The 18,916-nt window shown below is 62.0% G+C and carries 11 protein-coding genes; 7 read left to right on the top strand and 4 right to left on the bottom strand.

Going from position 1 to position 18,916, the window contains the following annotated elements; all coding sequences use genetic code 11:
• Positions 1 to 110: 110 nt before the first annotated feature.
• Positions 111 to 2,711 (top strand): bifunctional aconitate hydratase 2/2-methylisocitrate dehydratase, encoded by a 2,601-nt coding sequence (gene acnB / locus BLR63_RS06415; protein WP_010565502.1) that lies wholly within the window; start codon positions 111 to 113, stop codon positions 2,709 to 2,711.
• Between the two features lie 51 nt (positions 2,712 to 2,762).
• Here acnB and BLR63_RS06410 read toward each other — a convergent pair whose 3' ends face one another.
• Positions 2,763 to 4,415, bottom strand: coding sequence for a SulP family inorganic anion transporter (locus BLR63_RS06410; protein ID WP_050901335.1), 1,653 nt, complete (start codon positions 4,413 to 4,415; stop codon positions 2,763 to 2,765).
• 143 nt (positions 4,416 to 4,558) lie between these two features.
• Positions 4,559 to 5,836, bottom strand: a complete 1,278-nt coding sequence (locus BLR63_RS06405) for a serine/threonine transporter (RefSeq protein ID WP_010565504.1) — start codon at positions 5,834 to 5,836, stop codon at positions 4,559 to 4,561.
• A gap of 302 nt (positions 5,837 to 6,138) precedes the next feature.
• On the opposite strand from BLR63_RS06405, the gene BLR63_RS06400 reads away from it, so the two are divergent.
• The 4 genes from BLR63_RS06400 to BLR63_RS06385 all read left to right on the top strand — a co-directional run bounded on the left by BLR63_RS06400 (position 6,139) and on the right by BLR63_RS06385 (position 9,410).
• Entirely contained in the window at positions 6,139 to 6,348 is a 210-nt protein-coding gene (locus BLR63_RS06400) for a hypothetical protein (protein WP_010565505.1), read from the top strand.
• A gap of 120 nt (positions 6,349 to 6,468) precedes the next feature.
• Complete coding sequence (locus BLR63_RS06395; protein WP_010565506.1) at positions 6,469 to 7,422, top strand: 2-hydroxyacid dehydrogenase; 954 nt, start codon at positions 6,469 to 6,471, stop codon at positions 7,420 to 7,422.
• A gap of 129 nt (positions 7,423 to 7,551) precedes the next feature.
• Positions 7,552 to 8,619: a phosphotransferase family protein gene (locus BLR63_RS06390; protein ID WP_010565507.1), complete on the top strand. Its 1,068-nt coding sequence runs from the start codon at positions 7,552 to 7,554 to the stop codon at positions 8,617 to 8,619.
• 23 nt (positions 8,620 to 8,642) lie between these two features.
• Positions 8,643 to 9,410 (top strand): SDR family oxidoreductase, encoded by a 768-nt coding sequence (locus tag BLR63_RS06385; RefSeq protein ID WP_010565508.1) that lies wholly within the window; start codon positions 8,643 to 8,645, stop codon positions 9,408 to 9,410.
• A gap of 174 nt (positions 9,411 to 9,584) precedes the next feature.
• Here BLR63_RS06385 and BLR63_RS06380 read toward each other — a convergent pair whose 3' ends face one another.
• Positions 9,585 to 10,217, bottom strand: coding sequence for a DNA-3-methyladenine glycosylase I (locus tag BLR63_RS06380; RefSeq protein WP_010565509.1), 633 nt, complete (start codon positions 10,215 to 10,217; stop codon positions 9,585 to 9,587).
• A gap of 148 nt (positions 10,218 to 10,365) precedes the next feature.
• Positions 10,366 to 15,234, bottom strand: a complete 4,869-nt coding sequence (locus BLR63_RS06375) for an NAD-glutamate dehydrogenase (protein WP_010565510.1) — start codon at positions 15,232 to 15,234, stop codon at positions 10,366 to 10,368.
• Between the two features lie 490 nt (positions 15,235 to 15,724).
• Between BLR63_RS06375 and BLR63_RS06370 the strand changes: the two genes are divergently transcribed.
• Together BLR63_RS06370 and BLR63_RS06365 are read left to right on the top strand one after the other, a co-directional pair.
• The gene (locus BLR63_RS06370) at positions 15,725 to 16,075 is read left to right on the top strand and encodes a hypothetical protein (RefSeq protein ID WP_010565511.1); all 351 of its coding nucleotides are present in this window, start codon (positions 15,725 to 15,727) and stop codon (positions 16,073 to 16,075) included.
• Between the two features lie 141 nt (positions 16,076 to 16,216).
• A complete protein-coding gene (locus tag BLR63_RS06365; protein WP_010565512.1) occupies positions 16,217 to 18,787 on the top strand; it encodes a S8 family peptidase in 2,571 nt (856 codons plus the stop codon).
• Positions 18,788 to 18,916: the final 129 nt, after the last annotated feature.

Raw genomic sequence — 18,916 nt, 5'->3', positions numbered from 1 at the left:
AGGGAATGCCGGCAGCGCTGGCTTTGCGGCCCAAAAAGCCCCCGAGCGCATGCGTGCCGTTCATTTCTGGATGAGCGTCCCCCGTGGGACCACTGATGAGGGTAATAACTGTGCTTGAAGCCTATCGCAAACATATCGAAGAGCGTGCAGCACTGGGAATCGTTCCCCAGCCGCTTAATGCCGAACAAACCGCAGGCCTGGTCGAGCTGCTGAAAAATCCCCCGGCTGGCGAAGAAGAATTTCTCGTTGACCTGATCACCAACCGCATTCCACCAGGTGTTGACGAAGCTGCCTACGTCAAAGCTGGTTTCCTGTCTGCCCTGGCCAAGGGCGAAGCCACTTCCCCCCTGATCGACAAGAAACGCGCTGTTGAACTGCTCGGCACCATGCAAGGCGGCTACAACATCGTGACGTTGGTCGACCTGCTCGACAACGCCGAACTGGCACCTGTCGCCGCCGCCCAACTCAAGCACACCCTGCTGATGTTCGACGCGTTCCACGACGTGGCCGAAAAAGCCAAGAACGGCAACGTGCACGCCAAGGCCGTGATCCAGTCCTGGGCCGACGGCGAGTGGTTCAAGAACCGTCCGACCCTGGCCGACAAGATCAGCCTGCGCGTGTTCAAGGTTTCCGGCGAAACCAACACCGACGACCTGTCCCCTGCCCCGGACGCCTGGTCCCGCCCTGACATCCCGCTGCACGCCCTGGCCATGCTGAAAATGGCTCGCGACGGCATCGTGCCGGACGAGCAAGGCAAGACCGGCCCGATGAAGCAGATCGAAGAAATGCGCGGCCAAGGCTTCCCGATCGCCTACGTCGGCGACGTGGTCGGTACCGGTTCGTCGCGTAAGTCGGCAACCAACTCCGTACTGTGGTTCTTCGGCGACGACGTTCCTTACGTGCCGAACAAGCGTGCAGGCGGCTTCTGCTTCGGCAGCAAGATCGCTCCGATCTTCTACAACACCATGGAAGATGCTGGCGCACTGCCAATCGAGTTTGACGTCTCCAAGCTGAACATGGGCGACGTGATCGACCTGTACCCGCATGCTGGCAAAGTCTGCAAGCACGGTACCGACGAAGTCCTGGCCACCTTCGAAATGAAGACCCCGGTCCTGTTGGACGAAGTCCGCGCCGGCGGCCGTATCCCGCTGATCATCGGCCGCGGCCTGACCGAGAAGGCACGTGCCGAGCTGGGTCTGCCATCGTCCGACCTGTTCAAGAAGCCTGAAGCACCTGCCGCAAGCACCAAGGGTTTCACCCTGGCGCAGAAGATGGTCGGCAAGGCCTGTGGCGTGGCTGGCGTTCGTCCAGGCACCTACTGCGAGCCTAAGATGACCACCGTGGGTTCCCAGGACACCACCGGTCCAATGACCCGTGACGAACTGAAAGACCTGGCATGCCTGGGCTTCTCGACCGACCTGGTGATGCAGTCCTTCTGCCACACCGCGGCCTATCCTAAGCCGATCGACGTGACCACCCACCACACCCTGCCTGACTTCATCATGACCCGTGGCGGTGTATCGCTGCGTCCAGGCGACGGTATCATCCACAGCTGGCTGAACCGCATGCTGCTGCCGGACACCGTCGGTACCGGTGGTGACTCCCACACCCGTTTCCCGATGGGCATCTCGTTCCCGGCCGGTTCGGGCCTGGTAGCGTTCGCCGCAGCCACTGGCGTCATGCCACTGGACATGCCGGAATCGATCCTGGTGCGCTTCAAAGGCAAAATGCAACCTGGCATCACCCTGCGTGACCTGGTTCACGCCATTCCTTACTACGCGATCCAGGCTGGCCTGCTGACCGTAGAGAAGAAAGGCAAGAAGAACGCCTTCTCCGGCCGCATCCTGGAAATCGAAGGCCTGGACAACCTGAGCATCGAACAAGCCTTCGAGCTGTCCGACGCCTCGGCTGAACGTTCGGCTGCCGGTTGCACCATCAAGCTGTCCAAAGAGTCGATCACCGAATACCTGAACTCCAACATCACCCTGCTGCGCTGGATGATCGGCGAAGGCTACGGCGATGCACGCACCCTGGAACGTCGCGCCCAAGCGATGGAAGCCTGGGTCGCCAACCCGGAGCTGATGGTGGCCGATGCCGACGCGGAATACGCCGAAGTGATCGAGATCGACCTGGCCGACATCAAAGAGCCTGTGCTCTGCGCGCCAAACGACCCGGACGACGCCCGTCTGCTGTCCAGCGTTGCTGGCGAGAAGATCGACGAAGTGTTCATCGGTTCGTGCATGACCAACATCGGTCACTTCCGCGCTGCCGGTAAACTGCTGGATCAGGTCAAGGGTCAGCTGCCAACCCGTCTGTGGCTGTCGCCGCCGACCAAGATGGACGCTCACCAACTGACCGAAGAAGGCTACTACGGCATCTACGGCAAGGCTGGCGCGCGCATGGAAATGCCGGGCTGCTCGCTGTGCATGGGTAACCAGGCACGTGTAGAACCGAATTCGACTGTTGTGTCGACTTCGACCCGTAACTTCCCGAACCGTCTGGGCGATGGCGCCAACGTCTACCTGGCTTCGGCCGAGCTGGCGTCGGTAGCTTCGATCCTGGGTCGCCTGCCGACCGTCGAGGAGTACATGGAATACGCCGCGAAGATCAACACCATGGCCAGCGACGTATATCGCTACCTGAGTTTCGATCAGATCGCCGAGTTCCGTGAAAGCGCTGCAAACGCCAACATCCCGGTGCTGCAAGCCTAAGGGTGTGTTGATGTAAAGGACGCCGCGTATCGCAAGATACGCGGCGTTTTTTTATGCCTGGGAATTGCCCTGCAGCGCCAGTTTCACCGCACCGTCGACACTCAAACCACTGAGCAACACCTGTGGCTCCGCAGCTTCGGGCAGTGACTGCAACACCTCATGGGCATCATGGCGCACCCGCGCCAGTACCAGTTGCTTGCCCTCTCCCCGCACCTGGGCAAAGAATCCGGCCAGCGCTTCAACGCTGGTACCGTCAAGGTCGGGGGACTCTTCCATGCTCAACACCACCGTGTGTGCGGATGAGTGACGGATCAAGCGCAGGGCGGCGCCGAGGATGCGCTCGGCATTGGCGAAAAACAGCGCTTCGCTCGGCCGGATGATCAACGTCCCCGGAACGGGCTGCGCATCGCCATGGTGCTGGCGGTCCACGAAGTCATGACTATCGCCTAGGCGCCCCAGCACCTGGATATCCGCTGCCGACATCTGGCGCAACATCAACACCACACTCATCGCGACCGACAGCAGCAAACCATCCAGCACGCCGAGCACCAGCACGGCCGCGACCGCACACACCACCAGCAAGCGGTCGCGCCGCCACAGGAAGTAACGCCCCAAGGGCTGCAAGCTCAGACCTTGAGCCAGGGCATAGATGACCACCGCCGCCAGCACTGGCTCCGGCGTGAGCGCCACATACGGCAACACGGTCAGCACAATCACCAGAATCACCAACGCCGCAACGATCCCGGCCAACCGCGAATAGGCACCGGCTGCCTCGTTGGCCGAAGTCGCCGAGTATCCGGCGCCCGTCGGCATGCCGTGGAACAACCCGGACACCAGGTTGGCCGCCCCCAGCGCGAGCAAATCGCGGTTGGATGACACGCGGTCGCCATGCTTGAGGGCGAAGGAACTGATGGAGCCGTAAGACTCTGCGTACAAAATCATGACCAATGCAAACGCCAATTCCCCCAGGCGCAGCCAGTCGGCAAACGGCAGTACCGGCAGATGCCCCAGTTCCAGGCGCAAGTCGATCAGGCCGATCAGCGCCACGCCGTGGGCTTGCAGGTTCAGGCCCTGGCCAGCGGCAATGCCCAGCACGATCACCACCAGCCCGCCGGGCAAGCGCGGAACGCGGGCACATAGCCAGAGGACGATCAATGCCACGGCCGCCACCGCCGCAGCGGGCCAATTCCAGCGCGGCAGTTGCTCCAGCAACTGCGGCAGGAAGCGGATCAGGTTGTTATCGGTCAGGTGCACGCCCACCACACTGGCCAATTGCTTGAGGATGATGGTCAGCGCCAGGCCGAAGGCAAACCCGCGCAATACCGGTTTGGCGATAAACGAGGTCACGCCACCGAGCCTGAGCAGCCCGGCCAACAGAAAGAACACACCAATGAGCAGCACCAGCCCGAAGGCCAGGGACAGCCTCAACGCCGGATCGTCACCGGCCAGGCTGGCCGTGGCCGCAGCCAATACGGCGGCCGAAGACGACGTGGCCGACACAATGGCAAAACGACTGGTGCCAAACAGGCCGTAACACACCAGCCCGGCAAACAACGCAATGACCCCAGCCTGGGGCGGCAGCGCGGCGATGCTGGAATAGGCCACGGCCTCCGGCAGCAATAACCCGGCAATGGATAACCCGGCGAGCAAGTCCTGGGAACGATTAGGCGGCACAACAACTGGCGTATCGGTTTGACTGTTCAATCGGCCCCACTCACCCTGACAAATAACGTGCGTCAGCTTAACGCTCATTGCCTGGCTGTGGTTGAGCCCAATCAGGTTTTCATGACACAAAAAAGTCCGACTCGCGGCATCCACGAATCGGACTTTGGGTGTGAATCCGGCTGTCAGGACAGCAACGAATAAATCAGCGCGGTAATCGCCACCAGGCCCACGGCCGTGACAAACACGTTGGACGCCTGCCCACGGTACTTGGCCATGGCCGGCACCTTGCGGATCGCGTACATCGGCATCAAGAACAGGATCGACGCAATGATCGGCCCGCCCAGGGTCTCGATCATGCGCAGGATGCTGGGATTGAGCGTGGCGACGATCCAACACACCACCAGCATGAAGGCGGCAGTCATGCGGTCCAGCGCCTTTGGCGTGGGGCGACGCCCGCTTTTGAGCACCAGGCCCTTGAGACCTTCGCTGGCGCCGATGTAGTGGCCCAGGAACGACTTGGCGATCGCCACGAACGCGATCAACGGCGCAGCAAACGCGATGGTCGGATTATTGAAGTGGTTGGCCAGGTACGACAGGATCGACAGGTTCTGCTGCTTGGCTTCAGCCAACTGCGCCGGCGACAACGTCAACACACAGCTGAATACGAAGAACAGCACCATCACCACCATCAACAGGTGCGCGCGGGACAGGATCTGCGAACTGCGCTCATCGGCGTTCACCCCATACTGGCGCTTCTGGTCCACCGCAAAGGCCGAGATGATCGGCGAATGGTTGAACGAGAACACCATCACCGGAATCGCCAGCCACAGCGTATTGAGCAACGCGGAAGGTGCCGGCACCTCGCTGGCGGTGCTGAGAATCCCGCCATTCCAATGGGGCACCAGGTACACCGCCAGGAACAGCAACGCCACGATAAACGGATACACCATCAGGCTCATGGCCTTGACGATGGCTTGCTCGCCGCAGCGCACCACGGCCAGCAGGCCAAGGATCAGTACGAACGACAGGATCGCCCGTGGCGGTGGCTGGAGGTGCAACTGGTGCTCCATGAAGCTGCCGACGGTATTGGTCAGCGCCACGCTGTAGATCAGCAGGATCGGGAAAATCGCGAAGAAGTACAGCAAGGTGATCAGTGCACCGGCGCGGATGCCGAAATGTTCTTCGACCACATCGGTGATGTCGGAACCTTCCCGACCGGACAGTACAAAACGGGTCAGGCCACGGTGGGCAAAGAACGTCATCGGGAACGCCAGCACCGCCAGGACCATCAACGGCCAGAATCCTCCGAGGCCGGCGTTGATCGGCAAGAACAAGGTCCCGGCGCCAATGGCGGTGCCAAACAGGCCGAGCATCCAAGTGGTGTCCTGGCGGCTCCAGCTTGTGAGGGTTACAGGTGTCGTTGCATAGCGTTCGTCGACGCTATTGGCCTGATCATTCATCCGGTCGGATCTCCGCATTTGCACGGTCGGGGCGAGTCAGAAAAACCCGACAGGCAGCGCCCCAACCCTAGAAGGGGCGCGATTGTCCGGGATTCTCTTGAATAAGCAAAGACTTAGCTGACGAATGCGGCGCCAGGAGGGTGTCGCCACTGACCACTGGGCATCGCTGCTTTTATTGCAAGGCTTGTTTGCGTGGGAACGCTTGCCACGGCTGCGCCACCCATAAGACGCATACCGAAACCGGCTGCCAGCCGGATGACGGGATGCCCCCCTACCGATCCCTTGTACCAGGAGCACCCGAAATGAGTCTCATACTGCCAAACTTTCATAACCCCTTCTTCAATACCGGCCTGATGGTGGACACCGTTTCGCAACACATCGAGGCGCAAATCAACCAGAAAAACGCCCCGACCCCACAGCAACCCGAGCCGCCCAGCTTCCCTTTCAATGGCACCGAATACCGGGCGCCCAAATCCAGGCCCACCCTGATCCCCTACGCGCGAATCGGTTAAGCCTCTTCAAACAGCGTCGCGAGCCGTCAGCCGCGACGCTTTTTCAACAGGGGATAGCCGAAACATCTGGCAAAATGTGCATACTCTCTTCCATCAAAGCCCCTCTGGAAGAGCCTTCCCATGCCTGTCACCGTGCTGGTCCTGGTTGAAACCATCAACGACTACCTGTCGATCATCGAAAGCAACGACTTCCACGTCATCCTGGCGCCGACCCCGGCCGAACGCAGTCAGGCGATCAAGGCCCACGGCGGGCGGATTCAAGCGGTCCTGACCCGCGGCCCGCTGGGCTTGTATGCCGAGGAAATCGCCGCCTTGCCATTGCTGGAAATCATCTGCGTGATCGGTGCTGGCTTCGAGCATGTCGACCTGCAGGCCGCGAGCAACCGCGGGATTGTGGTCACCAACGGCGCCGGGGTGAATGCGCCGTCGGTGGCAGACCATGCCATGGCGCTGCTGCTGTCGCTGGTGCGCGGCATTCCCCAGACAGACGCGGCCGTAAGGCGCGGCGAATGGCCCAAGGTGATGCGCCCTTCCCTGTGCGGTAAACAACTGGGCATTCTCGGGCTGGGAGCGGTCGGCCTGGAGATCGCCACGCGGGCCGCCCTGGGCTTCGGTATGCAAGTGAGCTACCACAACCGCCAGCCCCGCGATGACGTGGACTACACCTATTGCGCATCGCCCGTGGAACTGGCGCGCACCTCGGACTTCCTGATCCTGGCCACGCCCGGCGGCCCCGGGACTCGCCACCTGATCGATCGTTATGCCCTGGACGCCCTGGGCCCGAACGGCTTCCTGGTGAACATCGGCCGTGGCAGCGTGATCGTCACCGCCGACCTCGTCACCGCCCTTGAACAACGCCGTATCGGCGGCGCGGCCCTGGACGTGTTCGACGACGAGCCCCAGGTGCCCGACGCCCTCAAGCGCCTGAGCAATACCGTGCTCACCTCCCATGTCGCCGGCCTGTCGCCGGAAGCGGCCCACGACACCGTGCAACGGGTGGCCGACAACCTGGTGGAATACTTCGCCGGCCGCCCGGTACTCACGCCCGTGGCCTTGCCAGCGCCCGAAAAATGACCGATCAGGCACGCTGATCACCCTTCAACACGCTAACCTATTAAGCCGCCCCGACCTTGTCGCTGGGCGGCTACGCGCATTAGATTAGGAAATAGTCCGAGGCCTTTAGAATAAGCAGAAGGGATAAGCATGGCGCTGAACGACCAATCGACCCAGATTCACCCAGGCGAAGAACTTGATGTCAGCCTGATCGATCCCTACCTCAAGGCTCATATCCCGGGCCTGAGCGGCACGCCCACCATCAGCCAGTTCCCCGGCGGCGCATCGAACCTGACCTACCTGCTGGAATACCCTGGCCAGGAATTCGTCCTGCGTCGCCCGCCCCATGGCCACAAAGCCAAGTCCGCCCACGACATGGGCCGCGAGTTCCGCATCCTCAACCAGCTCAAGGACGGCTTTCCGTATTGCCCCAAGGCCTATGTGCACTGCACCGACACTTCGGTGATCGGCACCGAGTTCTATGTGATGGAACGGGTCAAGGGCATCATCCTGCGTTCCGACCTGCCGACCGAACTGGGCCTCGATGCGGCCAAGACCGAAGCGCTGTGCAAAAGCTTCATCGATAAGCTCGTCGAACTGCACCAGGTCGACTACAGCGCCTGCGGCCTGGCCGACCTGGGCAAACCCGAAGGCTATGTCGAACGGCAGATTCGCGGCTGGAGCGACCGCTACGAAAAAGCCCTGACCCCCGATGCGCCCAAATGGGAGGCAGTACGCGCCTGGCTCAGCGAGAAAATGCCCGCCGACCACCCCACGTCGAGCATCGTGCACAACGACTACCGCTTCGATAACGTGATCCTCGATCCGCACAACCCGATGCAGATCATCGGCGTGCTGGACTGGGAGCTGACCACCCTCGGCGATCCGCTGATGGACCTGGGCAACACCCTCGCCTACTGGATCGAAGCCAATGACCCGGCGCCGGTGCAACTGATGCGCCGCCAGCCGAGCAACGCCCCCGGCATGCTCACGCGCCGCGAGTTCGTGGATTACTACGCCGAGCGCGCCGGTCTCCAGATCGACAATTTCGACTTCTACTACACCTACGGCCTGTTCCGCCTGGCCGGCATCGTGCAGCAGATCTACTACCGCTTCTTCCATGGCCAGACCCAGGACAAACGCTTTGCGCAGTTCATCCACATGAACAAGCTGCTGGAGCAGATGAGCCTGAACGTCATCGGCAAATCCGTGCTCTGATCGCCTACAACAAGGAATCCCCCATGTCCAAGACCCACCTGTTCGACCTCGACGGCAAGATTGCTTTTGTTTCCGGCGCCAGCCGTGGCATCGGCGAAGCCATCGCCAAGTTGCTGGCCCAGCAAGGCGCCCACGTGATTGTCTCCAGCCGCAAGCTCGAAGGCTGCCAGCACGTGGCCGACGCGATCATCGCCGACGGCGGCAAGGCCACGGCGATTGCCTGCCACATCGGTGAAATGGAGCAGATCACCCAAGTGTTCGCCGGCATCCGCGAACAATTCGGGCGCCTGGATATTCTGGTCAACAACGCCGCGACCAACCCGCAATTCTGCAACGTGCTGGACACCGACCTCGGCGCCTTCCAGAAGACCGTCGACGTAAACATTCGCGGCTACTTCTTCATGTCGGTGGAAGCCGGCAAGCTGATGCGCGAAAACGGCGGCGGCAGCATCATCAACGTCGCGTCGATCAACGGCATCTCGCCGGGTGTGTTTCAGGGCATCTACTCGGTGACCAAGGCCGCCGTGATCAATATGACCAAAGTGTTCGCCAAGGAGTGCGCGGCCTTCGGTATCCGCTGCAACGCCCTGCTGCCCGGCCTGACCGACACCAAGTTCGCCTCGGCGCTGGTCAAGAACGACGCGATCCTGAAAACAGCCCTGGCCCAGATCCCGCTCAAACGCGTAGCCGACCCGAGCGAAATGGCCGGTGCGGTGCTGTACCTGGCCAGCGATGCGTCGAGCTATACCACCGGCGTATCGCTGAATGTGGACGGCGGCTTCCTGTCCTGACCCCACAAACAACACACCCCCCTGTAAGAGTGAGCTTGCCCGCGAAAAACCTCAACGATAACGCAGCACTTTCAGGTGGTCCGTGTCGCCTGCGGGTTTTTCGCGAAGAAGCTCGCTCCTACAGTTGTCGTGGGCTTTTAGCCCGAGAAAAACGTCAACGATAATGCAGCGCTTTCAGGTGGGGCGTTTGAAGTGGCGGCGCAACGCTTCGATGCGGGGCCGGCAGGCGCAGCCTTCCAGGTGATCGTTGACCATGCCCGTCGCCTGCATGAGCGCGTACATCGTGGTCGGGCCGACGTAGGTCCAACCGCGTTTCTTCAAAGCCTTGGACAGTCGCACCGAGGCTGGTGACGTCGGATTGGCCGTCCAGTAGGCCATGTCCACCACCGTCGGGCGTTCCTCGGCGCCGGGCTCGAATGTCCATAACCAGCGGGCCAGCGAACCAGTTTCATCCACCAACTCACAGGCCCGGCGCGCATTGTTGATGGCGGAAACGATCTTCGCCCGATTACGTACGATGCCCGCATCCCTCATCAACCGCTGGATATCCGCCTCGCCATACTGCGCCACGCGACGGAAATCGAAACCCTCGAACGCCGCCCGAAACTGCTCGCGCTTGCGCAGGATGGTGATCCACGCCATGCCCGCCTGAAAGCCCTCCAGGCAGATCTTTTCGTACAACTGGACGTCATCCGCCACCGGCACGCCCCACTCGTGGTCGTGGTAACGCGGGTATTCCGGCGCAGCCGTGCGCCAGGCGCAGTGGGTTTGCCCGCTGTCATCGCTGATCAGTCCTGGTTTATCCATCCCTTATCTCCTGTGCCCTGCGCCTGATGGCAGGCAAAAAAATGTGGGAGGGGGCTTGCTCCCGATAGCAGTGGATCAGTCAACGTCTACATGACTGACCCAGCGCTATCGGGAGCACGCCCCCTCCCACAGTGGTTTACCCGCTAAATCAAGCCGATTGCAGCACCGACTGACCGCTCAACGCCAGGTCCAGCAGTTCACGGTTGGCCACCGCATACATGGCGTAGTCCGTGCCAACCGCCGCACGAATTTCCACCATCATCGAGCGCCAGCGATTGGCCATGTCCTGATGCTGCTCGAGCCACAGGGCCACACGGGCTTCCATGTCTTGTGGCGCATCGGCCATTTGCAGGACCGAGATGGTGATCGCCCGTTGCTGCCAGTCCACGTCATCGCGGAAGGCTTCGCGGGCCGCGGCCTGCCAGTTGTTGGCCACCGGCAGATCGCTGATCTGCTGCAGGTACCATGGCAAGTCCAGGGCGCTGCCGACGGCGAAGTAGGCCTTGGCCACTTCGGCGGCGTCATGCCCGGTCACGTCGGCGGCTTCGATGATCGGCAGCAAGGTGTACAGGTGAGTGGTACCTGCCACCATGCGCGCCAACAGTTCCGGTACACCGGCTTCGGTGTAGGCCTGGTAGCGGGTCTGCCAGCCTTCGCGGGTCGGGCCTTCGAGCAGTTCGTCGAGCTTGAGGCCCAGTGCAGCGAGGTGCGGACCGAAGTGCGCGGTGTCACGCCCGGCATCCTGCTCGTTGCGACGGCTGCGCAGGAACCAGCGCGTGGCGCGACGGCCCAGGCGCATCAGCTCGTCCATCAGCTCCAGTTGCACGTCGGCGGACACCTGGTGGTCCAGGGCTTCGATCTGACGGAACCAGTGCGGGAGATGGAAAATGTCACGCACAATCACGTAGGCGCCGGCCACGTTCGCCGGGCTCATGCCGGTCGACTCTTTGAGCCGCTGCACGAAGGTGATGCCCATGTGGTTGACCAGGTCGTTGGCGATCTGGGTGCTGACGATCTCACGCTTGAGGCGGTGGCGACGCATCGCCTCGCCGAACTTGGCCACCAGGCTCGGAGGGAACGCGGTCTCCATGTCGCGGGTCAGGTACTCGTCATCCGGTACCAGCGACTTGAGCAGCGCTTCCTTGAGGTCGATCTTGCTGTAGGAGATCAACACCGACAGCTCCGGACGGGTCAGGCCCTTGCCGGTGGACGCACGCTCGGTGAGCTGCTCCTCGGTCGGCAGGTACTCGATGGCGCGATCCAGCTTGCCACGACTTTCCAGGTCGCTCATCAGGCGCTTGTACTCGGCGGCGCGCTCGTAGGCTTTGCGCGCGGCCAGGGACAGGGCCTGGGTCTGCTTGTAGTTGTTGCCCAACACCAGGCTGCCGACTTCGTCGGTCATGCTCGCCAGCAACTGGTTGCGTTGCTTGTCGGTCATGTCACCGGCCTGCACCACTTCGTTGAGCAGGATCTTGATGTTCACTTCGTGGTCGGAGCAGTCCACGCCGCCGGCGTTGTCGATGAAGTCGGTGTTGGAACCGCCGCCATTGAGGCCGAATTCCACGCGGCCCAGCTGGGTCATGCCCAGGTTGCCGCCCTCACCCACCACTTTGCAGCGCAGCTCGTTGCCGTTGACGCGCAGCGCGTCGTTGGCCTTGTCGCCCACGTCGGCATGGCTTTCGGTGCTGGCCTTGACGTAAGTGCCGATACCGCCGTTCCACAACAGGTCCACCGGCGCCTTGAGCAGCGCGTTCAGCAGTTCGGTCGGGGTCAGCTTGTCGGCCTGGATGTCGAAGCGTTCTTTCATCTGTGGCGAGATGGCAATGCTCTTCGCGCTGCGCGAGAAGATACCGCCGCCTTCGGACATGATGCTGGTGTCGTAGTCGCTCCAGGCCGAACGCGGCAGCTCGAACATGCGCTGGCGCTCGACGAAGCTGGTGGCCGGGTTCGGGTTCGGATCGATGAAGATATGCAAGTGGTTGAAGGCCGCGACCAGTTGCAGCTTGTCGGACATCAACAGGCCGTTACCGAACACGTCGCCGGCCATGTCGCCGATGCCGACCACGGTGATGCTGTCTTCCTGCACGTTGATGCCGCGCTCACGGAAGTGACGCTGCACACCGACCCACGCGCCCTTGGCGGTGATACCCATTTTCTTGTGGTCGTAACCGGCCGAACCGCCGGAGGCGAACGCATCGCCCAGCCAGAAGCCGTAGTCGATGGCGATACCGTTGGCGATGTCGGAGAAGGTCGCAGTGCCCTTGTCCGCCGCCACCACCAGGTACGGGTCATCGCCGTCATGGCGCACGACATTGACCGGCGGCACCAGGGCGCCGTCTTTCAGGTTGTCGGTGATGTCCAGCAGCCCGGAAATGAAGATGCGGTAGCAGGCGATGCCCTCGGCCGCGATCTCGTCGCGGCTACCGCCCAGTGGCAGGCGACGCGGCAGGAAGCCACCCTTGGCACCCACCGGCACGATCACCGAGTTCTTCACTTGCTGGGCTTTTACCAGGCCCAGCACTTCGGTGCGGTAGTCTTCTTCGCGGTCGGACCAGCGCAGGCCGCCGCGAGCCACGTTGCCAAAGCGCAGATGCACGCCTTCGACACGCGGCGAGTAGACGAAGATTTCAAACTTCGGCACCGGCTTGGGCAGCTCGGGAATGGCCCGTGGGTCGAACTTGAAGCTGAAGTACGACTTGTTCTGGCCGTTGGCGTCGGTCTGGTAGAAGTTGGTGCGCAGGGTCGCCTTGATCAGGTCCAGGTAGCGACGCAGGATGCGGTCTTCGTTGAGCACCTGAACGTCGTCCAGGGCGCTGAGGATCGCTTGTTCCAGGCGTTGCTGCTTATCTTCGAGGTCGTCGGCGGTGAGTTTGCGCGCCAGGTAGAAGCGGGTCTTGAACAGCCGGGTCAACTCGCGGGCGATGTCGGTGTGGTTGTTCAGGGTGCTGGCGATGTAACCCAGGTCGAAGCCCAGGCGGATCTGTTTCAGGTAACGGGCGTAGGCACGCAGCAGCGCCACGTCGCGCCAAGGCAGGCCGGCGGTGAGGACCAGGCGGTTGAACGCATCGTTCTCGGCGTCGCCATGCACGATGTGCACGAAGGCGTCCTGCAGGGTGTCGTTGAGCTGCTGGATATCCAGGTTCACGCCTTCGGCGGCGATGAACGCGAAGTCATGGATCCAGAACTCGCGGCCGTTGGCATGGCGCAGGCGATACGGGAATTCACCCAGCACGCGCAGGCCGAGGTTTTCCAGGATCGGCAGCACGTCGGACAGCGCCAGCGGGGTGTCGGCATGGTAGAGCTTGCAATGCAGCTCTCGTTGGCCGGAGACCTGGCCCAGCGGCTGGTAGAAGCTCATCACCAGCGGGTTGGCTTCGGTGAGGCTGAGCAGGTGCTGCATGTCGACCACCGCCGAATGCGCGGCAAAGCGCTCGCGGTAGCCGGCCGGGAAGCCTTTCGGGAAGTCCGCCAGCACGTTGGTGCCGTGGGCTTCGCCGAAGCTTTCCACCACCAGGCTGGAGTAATCGTCCTGCCAGCTGCGGCAGGCCTGCACCACTTCTTTTTCCAGTTGCAGCGGGTCGATGTCGATGCGGTTCTTCGGGTCGACCCGCAGAATCAGTTGCACGCGGGCCAGCACGGATTCGGAGAAGAAGGTCCAGAACTCGCAGTCCGAGGCCTTCAGGCGATCCATCAGCACTTGCTGGATCTTCTGGCGTACTTCGGTGGAATAGACGTCGCGCGGCACGTAGGCCAGGCAGTAGCAGAAACGACCGTATGGGTCTTTGCGCAGGAACACGCGGATCTTGTTGCGTTCCTGGATCTGCACGATCGACATCACCGTGCTGAACAACTCATCGACCGGGGTCTGGAACAGGTCGTCGCGCGGCAGCACTTCGACCACCTGGGCCAGTTCCTTGCCCAGGTGCGCCTTGGGCTGGAAGCCCGAACGGCGTTCGATTTCCGCGACCTTGCGGCGGATATAAGGGATGACCCGCACGCTTTCGCCGTACACCGAGGAGGTGTAGAGGCCCATGAAGCGGCATTCCTTGAGCACCTTGCCATCCGCGTCGATCTGGCGGATCGACACGTAGTCCGGGTAGGCCGGGCGGTGTACGCGGCTCGGGTGAGCAGCCTTGGCGAACGACAGCACGGTCGGCTCGCGCAGGTAGGACACAGCGTAGTCTTCGATGCGCAGGTCGTCGGCGGTGAGGCCGGCGCGCAGCAGCTTGGTCAGACCGAGGAAGGAGTTGGCGTCATATTCGATATGACCGCCGTCCGCCTCGTCACGGACCACGAACTCTTCATAGCCCAGGAAGGTGAAGTGGTTGCCCACCAGCCATTCGAGGAAGTTCTTGATCTCGGCTTTTTCTTCGCCGTCGATGCCGAACGGGCTGGCGTCGATGCCTTTCAGCAGCTCCTGGACCTTGGCCTTCATCGGCTCGAAATCGGCCACGGCCACGCGCACTTCGCCCAGTACCTGCTCCAGTTCCTTGCTCAGCACGTTCAGTTCGGCGGCATTGGCGCAGCGGTCGATCTCCAGGTACATCAGCGATTCTTGCTGGATGCCTTCGCCCTGGGTGCCTTTTGGCAGGATTTCCAGCAGCTCGCCCTTCTTGCCACGGCGCACGCTGAGCACGGTGGTCTGCAGGGTGTGGATGCTGTAGCCACGGCGGTTCAGCTCGGTGCGGACCGAGTCCACCAAAAAGGGCAGGTCGTGGTGCAGCACTTCGACGGCGGTGTGGGTCGACTGCCAGCCATGACGTTCGTAATCGGGGTTGTACACCCGCACTTGCGGTTGGGTGTGATCGAAGCGCTCAAGCAGGCGCCAGGCCGACAGGGTGCAACCGGCCAGGTCGGAAAGGCGACGCTGGGTCAGTTCGTCCAGGGAAATGATGCCGAAGAATTGCTCAGCGAACAGCGCCACTTGTGGCAGTGCCTGTTCACTGATGTGCTGCGCCAGTGCCGTTTGCAGTTGATGCTGGAAATCGGCCTTGCTGGCTGCGGTGAAGAACGCCATCTGTGGTACTCCGCTTGGGCTTGTTATTGATGGAAGCGTCGCGTGTTATCCCCTTGCGGGGAGACCGTCAGCTCTGTTCGCAGGTAACGCTGTAGGCACCATAAACGAATCAGGGTGACAGGTGGGTGAAGCTGGACAAGACAATGAGGTCACATGCAACTTCCATAAGATACGCACCTTGCCAGGTGACGGTATGACGGGCAGGTCAGGCGCCCGGCACATGCACATCCGTTGCGCAGCTTAACGAGTGTATGAAGACCGCTGCTTGCAACGCTGCGACATATTCGGTCATCGGTAAGCAGGCCGGGGCTCGCGACTCGGGCAACGCAGAATTTGCGGTGGCAAAACCGGCGATTTTCCGCAGGGCGAGTATCGGAAATGACTGATTCGGCGCCGCAGGTCATGCCCTGGGTCTGACACAGCCAGCAGCACAAAATTCGCCGCAGTGGCACAATTGCCCGACCGCGCCCTCCCCTCAACAGGATTTCCCATGCAATTGACCACCGCCCACCTGATCGTCAACCCCTGCGACGACGAAGAAGACAACATGGCCATGCTCTGCTGCCATAGTGACAAGGGCGAGATGTTCATGCTGACCCGCTACCCCGACGAAGACGAAGTGGAACTGACCTGGGACTATGAACCGTCGACCCTGGACGGCTTGAAGATCACCCTGAGCGACACCACCCTGCGGGTGGAACTGGCCGCCGGCGACGCCGATGCCCTGGGTGGCAAGGACCACCTGGACATCACCCACGGCACCCGACCGGAAGATATGGCTGAAGTCGAAGAAACCCTGCAGAACATCCTCAAGGGCACCGGCACCTACGTTCGCGCCTGAGTCGCACCCTGCACGCCCCCCGCGCGCTCGTCTCCGAGGCGTTTGACCGTTTGTCGGCACTGTTATTTCTAACAGTATCCGCCTGCGGTTTTTGCGCCTTAGCTGATCGAAGCATGGGAAGGTGACTGCACAGGTGCCTCGATGAAACGCTTCAGCAAAGTTCTGGCCATGGGTCTCTGGGTCGCCGCTGCGTCGGCGCTGTCGGCACCCGCGACGGCCGACACCGACTATTCACATTTGATCGTGCTGATCAAAGACGACGGTTCCCGGTTGCGAAATTTCCAGGACAATGTCGACCCATCCAGCACCTTCCAGCACCACGTACCCAATATCAAACCCTTGGTGCCCCCCGCCAAGGCGCGCACGCTGGAGGATGCCCAAGCCCTGCATCGGCACCGGCTGGACCGCTACTACGTCATCGATACCCGCCTCCTCACCCCCGCACAGGCCCAAGCGCTGGCGGCGCAGCTCAAGCAAGACCCGGCCATAGAGAACGTCGACTTCGAACCGCTGGTCGATGGCATGCACAACGACAAGGCCGATCCCGTCGAAGAAAGCGCACGCAGCGGTATCCCGGACTACACCGAACGCCAGAACTATCTGTTTGGCCGGTCAGCCGTGGCGCCCTACAAGATCGGCGGCGTCAATGCGGTGCAAGCCTGGAAAGTCCCCGGAGGCAAGGGCGAAAACATGCGGGTGATCTCGTCGGAAATCGACCATTGGTCCTACGACCACGCCGACTTGCCCAAACCCTTCCTGGAAGTCGACGCCGGGGCTGTCACCGGCTACCACGACACAGCCAGCGTCGGCACTATCGCCTCCAGGGAAAATGCCTTCGGCACCACCGGCATCGCCCCTGCGGCACAACTGGGCTATACCCAGTTCGGCTCGGACCGCCTGATGCAAACCGCCGAGCACCTGAGTGCCGGCGATGTCGTGCAACTGGGCGTGCACTATAAGTACGCCACGCTGCCGGGGGCCGGCTGCAGCGCCGATTGCTATATGCCGCTGGAGTACAACAGGACGGTGCGCGACATCATTACCTACCTGACCCAGGAAAAAGGCGTGCACGTGGTACTCGCTGCCGCGAACGGCAATATCGATCTGGATCACCCCTACTTCAGCGGTTGGTTCGACCGCAACCGCTTCGACTCCGGGAGCATTTATGCCGGGGCCGTCGAACCCAAGACCGGATTGAGAGCGTGGTTTTCCCAATATGGCAGCCGTGTGGACTTGTTCAGTTGGGGCGGTTCCGTCACCACGACCACCTGGAGTGCCAGCAACCCAACCAGCGGCTACACCCATACCTACAGCGGCACCTCGTCGGCCAACCCGATCATTGCCGGAGTGATGGCATCGCTCCAGGGCGTCGCACGGGCCCATGGGCTGGGCAACCTGCCGCCCAAGGAACTGCGTCGAATTCTGGTCGCCACGGGCTACCCGCAGAGCAACGGCAACCGCACCCAGATTGGCGTGCAGCCCGACCTGGACGCCGCCATCAAGCAAATGCTCGCCGACGGCGTCGGGCAACCGCCCACCGGGCGCCTGGCGGTCCCCGAGGAGGCGAAGTCGGGAGAGACGTTCAGCAGCCATGTCTACGCGGAGTCGCCCAGCCAAAAACCGCTGAGTTACCGCTGGAGGGCCACCGGTTTCATCCCGCAGGAAGGCACCACGCCGAGCATGTCGTTCAGCGCCCCGTCAGTGCCCGTCGACACGCCGACGTCGATTTCCGTGGCGGTTTCAGACGGCACCCACACCCTCGACCTGACCGAAAACATCACCATCAAAGCCGCTCCGCTGGGCGACTGCGCCACGCCCTGGGTGGCGAATAAGGTGTATGCCGTTGCGGGCGAACGCGTGTCCTACAGCGGTTACAACTACCAAGTGGCGCACTGGACCCAGAACGCCCGTCCTGACTTGAACTTCGTTGAAACCGGCTCCGCCAAACCCTGGCGCCGCGTGGGCACCTGCGGCGGCGCCAGTGAGCTTCCAGTCGCCCGGATCACCGGGCCAGCCAGCGTGGAAGCCGGCAAAGCCTTGCTGGTCTCGGCAAGCACCTCCACAGGTCAAGGCTTGCGCTTTGCCTGGGCGGCGAACGGTTTCAACCCGGCGTCATCGACGCAGTCGTCCAGCAGCTTCGTGGCGCCGAACACAGCCGGAACGCGCAGTATCACGTTGACCGTGACCGATGAACGCAACCGCACCGCGACCGCCAGCCACAGCGTGAATGTGACCGCCGGCACTCCCGCGAACCGGCCACCTACGGGCAACGTGACGGGCAACGACACCATCGAATCAGGCAAGACCGTGAACTTCATCGCCAACGCCAGCGACCCGGATGGCGACCCCATGACCTACGCCTGGACGCTTCCGGACGTCCTCACCGCCGACCTGCGCACCGCCCGCAGCATCAGCGTGACTGCCCGCCCTGTCAGCAACGACACCCGCGCGACGATCAGTGTCGCGGTGAGCGACGGGCGTGGTGGCGTGGCGCGGCTGGACAAACAGTTCACCGTCAAACCTGCGCCGGATTCAGGTAATTGCGGCAACATTCCGGCCTGGTCGCCCACCAAGGTCTATTCGACCTATGCAGAGTCGGTGTCGTACAACGGCAAGGTCTACAAACAGAACTTCTACAGCATCAACAAGCCACCGGACCTCAACTCTGCCGCTTACGGCAAGGAATGGCAGCTTGGGGTGCCTTGCCCGTAACATCGTTCATTCGCTCAGGTAACGAGGGTGCTTTCACACATGCACCCTCGTCACAATCGCTTGTATCTTCAGAAATTTCCCACATTTTCCGCAAAATACCCCCCGCGCCGTTAGTCGCCACCCCGCCCG

This window comes from Pseudomonas extremaustralis, assembly GCF_900102035.1.
Lineage (GTDB): Bacteria > Pseudomonadota > Gammaproteobacteria > Pseudomonadales > Pseudomonadaceae > Aquipseudomonas > Aquipseudomonas extremaustralis.
This window is presented reverse-complemented; position numbering and strand designations above follow the sequence as displayed.

What these genes read in the sequence shown, in the direction of transcription:
- BLR63_RS06405 (WP_010565504.1), bottom strand. Translation starts at nt 5,836, where the DNA reads ATGAATGATCAGGCCAATAGCGTCGACGAACGCTATGCAACGACACCT.
- BLR63_RS06400 (WP_010565505.1), top strand. Translation starts at nt 6,139, where the DNA reads ATGAGTCTCATACTGCCAAACTTTCATAACCCCTTCTTCAATACCGGC.
- BLR63_RS06395 (WP_010565506.1), top strand. Translation starts at nt 6,469, where the DNA reads ATGCCTGTCACCGTGCTGGTCCTGGTTGAAACCATCAACGACTACCTG.
- BLR63_RS06390 (WP_010565507.1), top strand. Translation starts at nt 7,552, where the DNA reads ATGGCGCTGAACGACCAATCGACCCAGATTCACCCAGGCGAAGAACTT.
- BLR63_RS06385 (WP_010565508.1), top strand. Translation starts at nt 8,643, where the DNA reads ATGTCCAAGACCCACCTGTTCGACCTCGACGGCAAGATTGCTTTTGTT.
- BLR63_RS06380 (WP_010565509.1), bottom strand. Translation starts at nt 10,217, where the DNA reads ATGGATAAACCAGGACTGATCAGCGATGACAGCGGGCAAACCCACTGC.
- BLR63_RS06375 (WP_010565510.1), bottom strand. Translation starts at nt 15,234, where the DNA reads ATGGCGTTCTTCACCGCAGCCAGCAAGGCCGATTTCCAGCATCAACTG.
- BLR63_RS06370 (WP_010565511.1), top strand. Translation starts at nt 15,725, where the DNA reads ATGCAATTGACCACCGCCCACCTGATCGTCAACCCCTGCGACGACGAA.
- BLR63_RS06365 (WP_010565512.1), top strand. Translation starts at nt 16,217, where the DNA reads ATGAAACGCTTCAGCAAAGTTCTGGCCATGGGTCTCTGGGTCGCCGCT.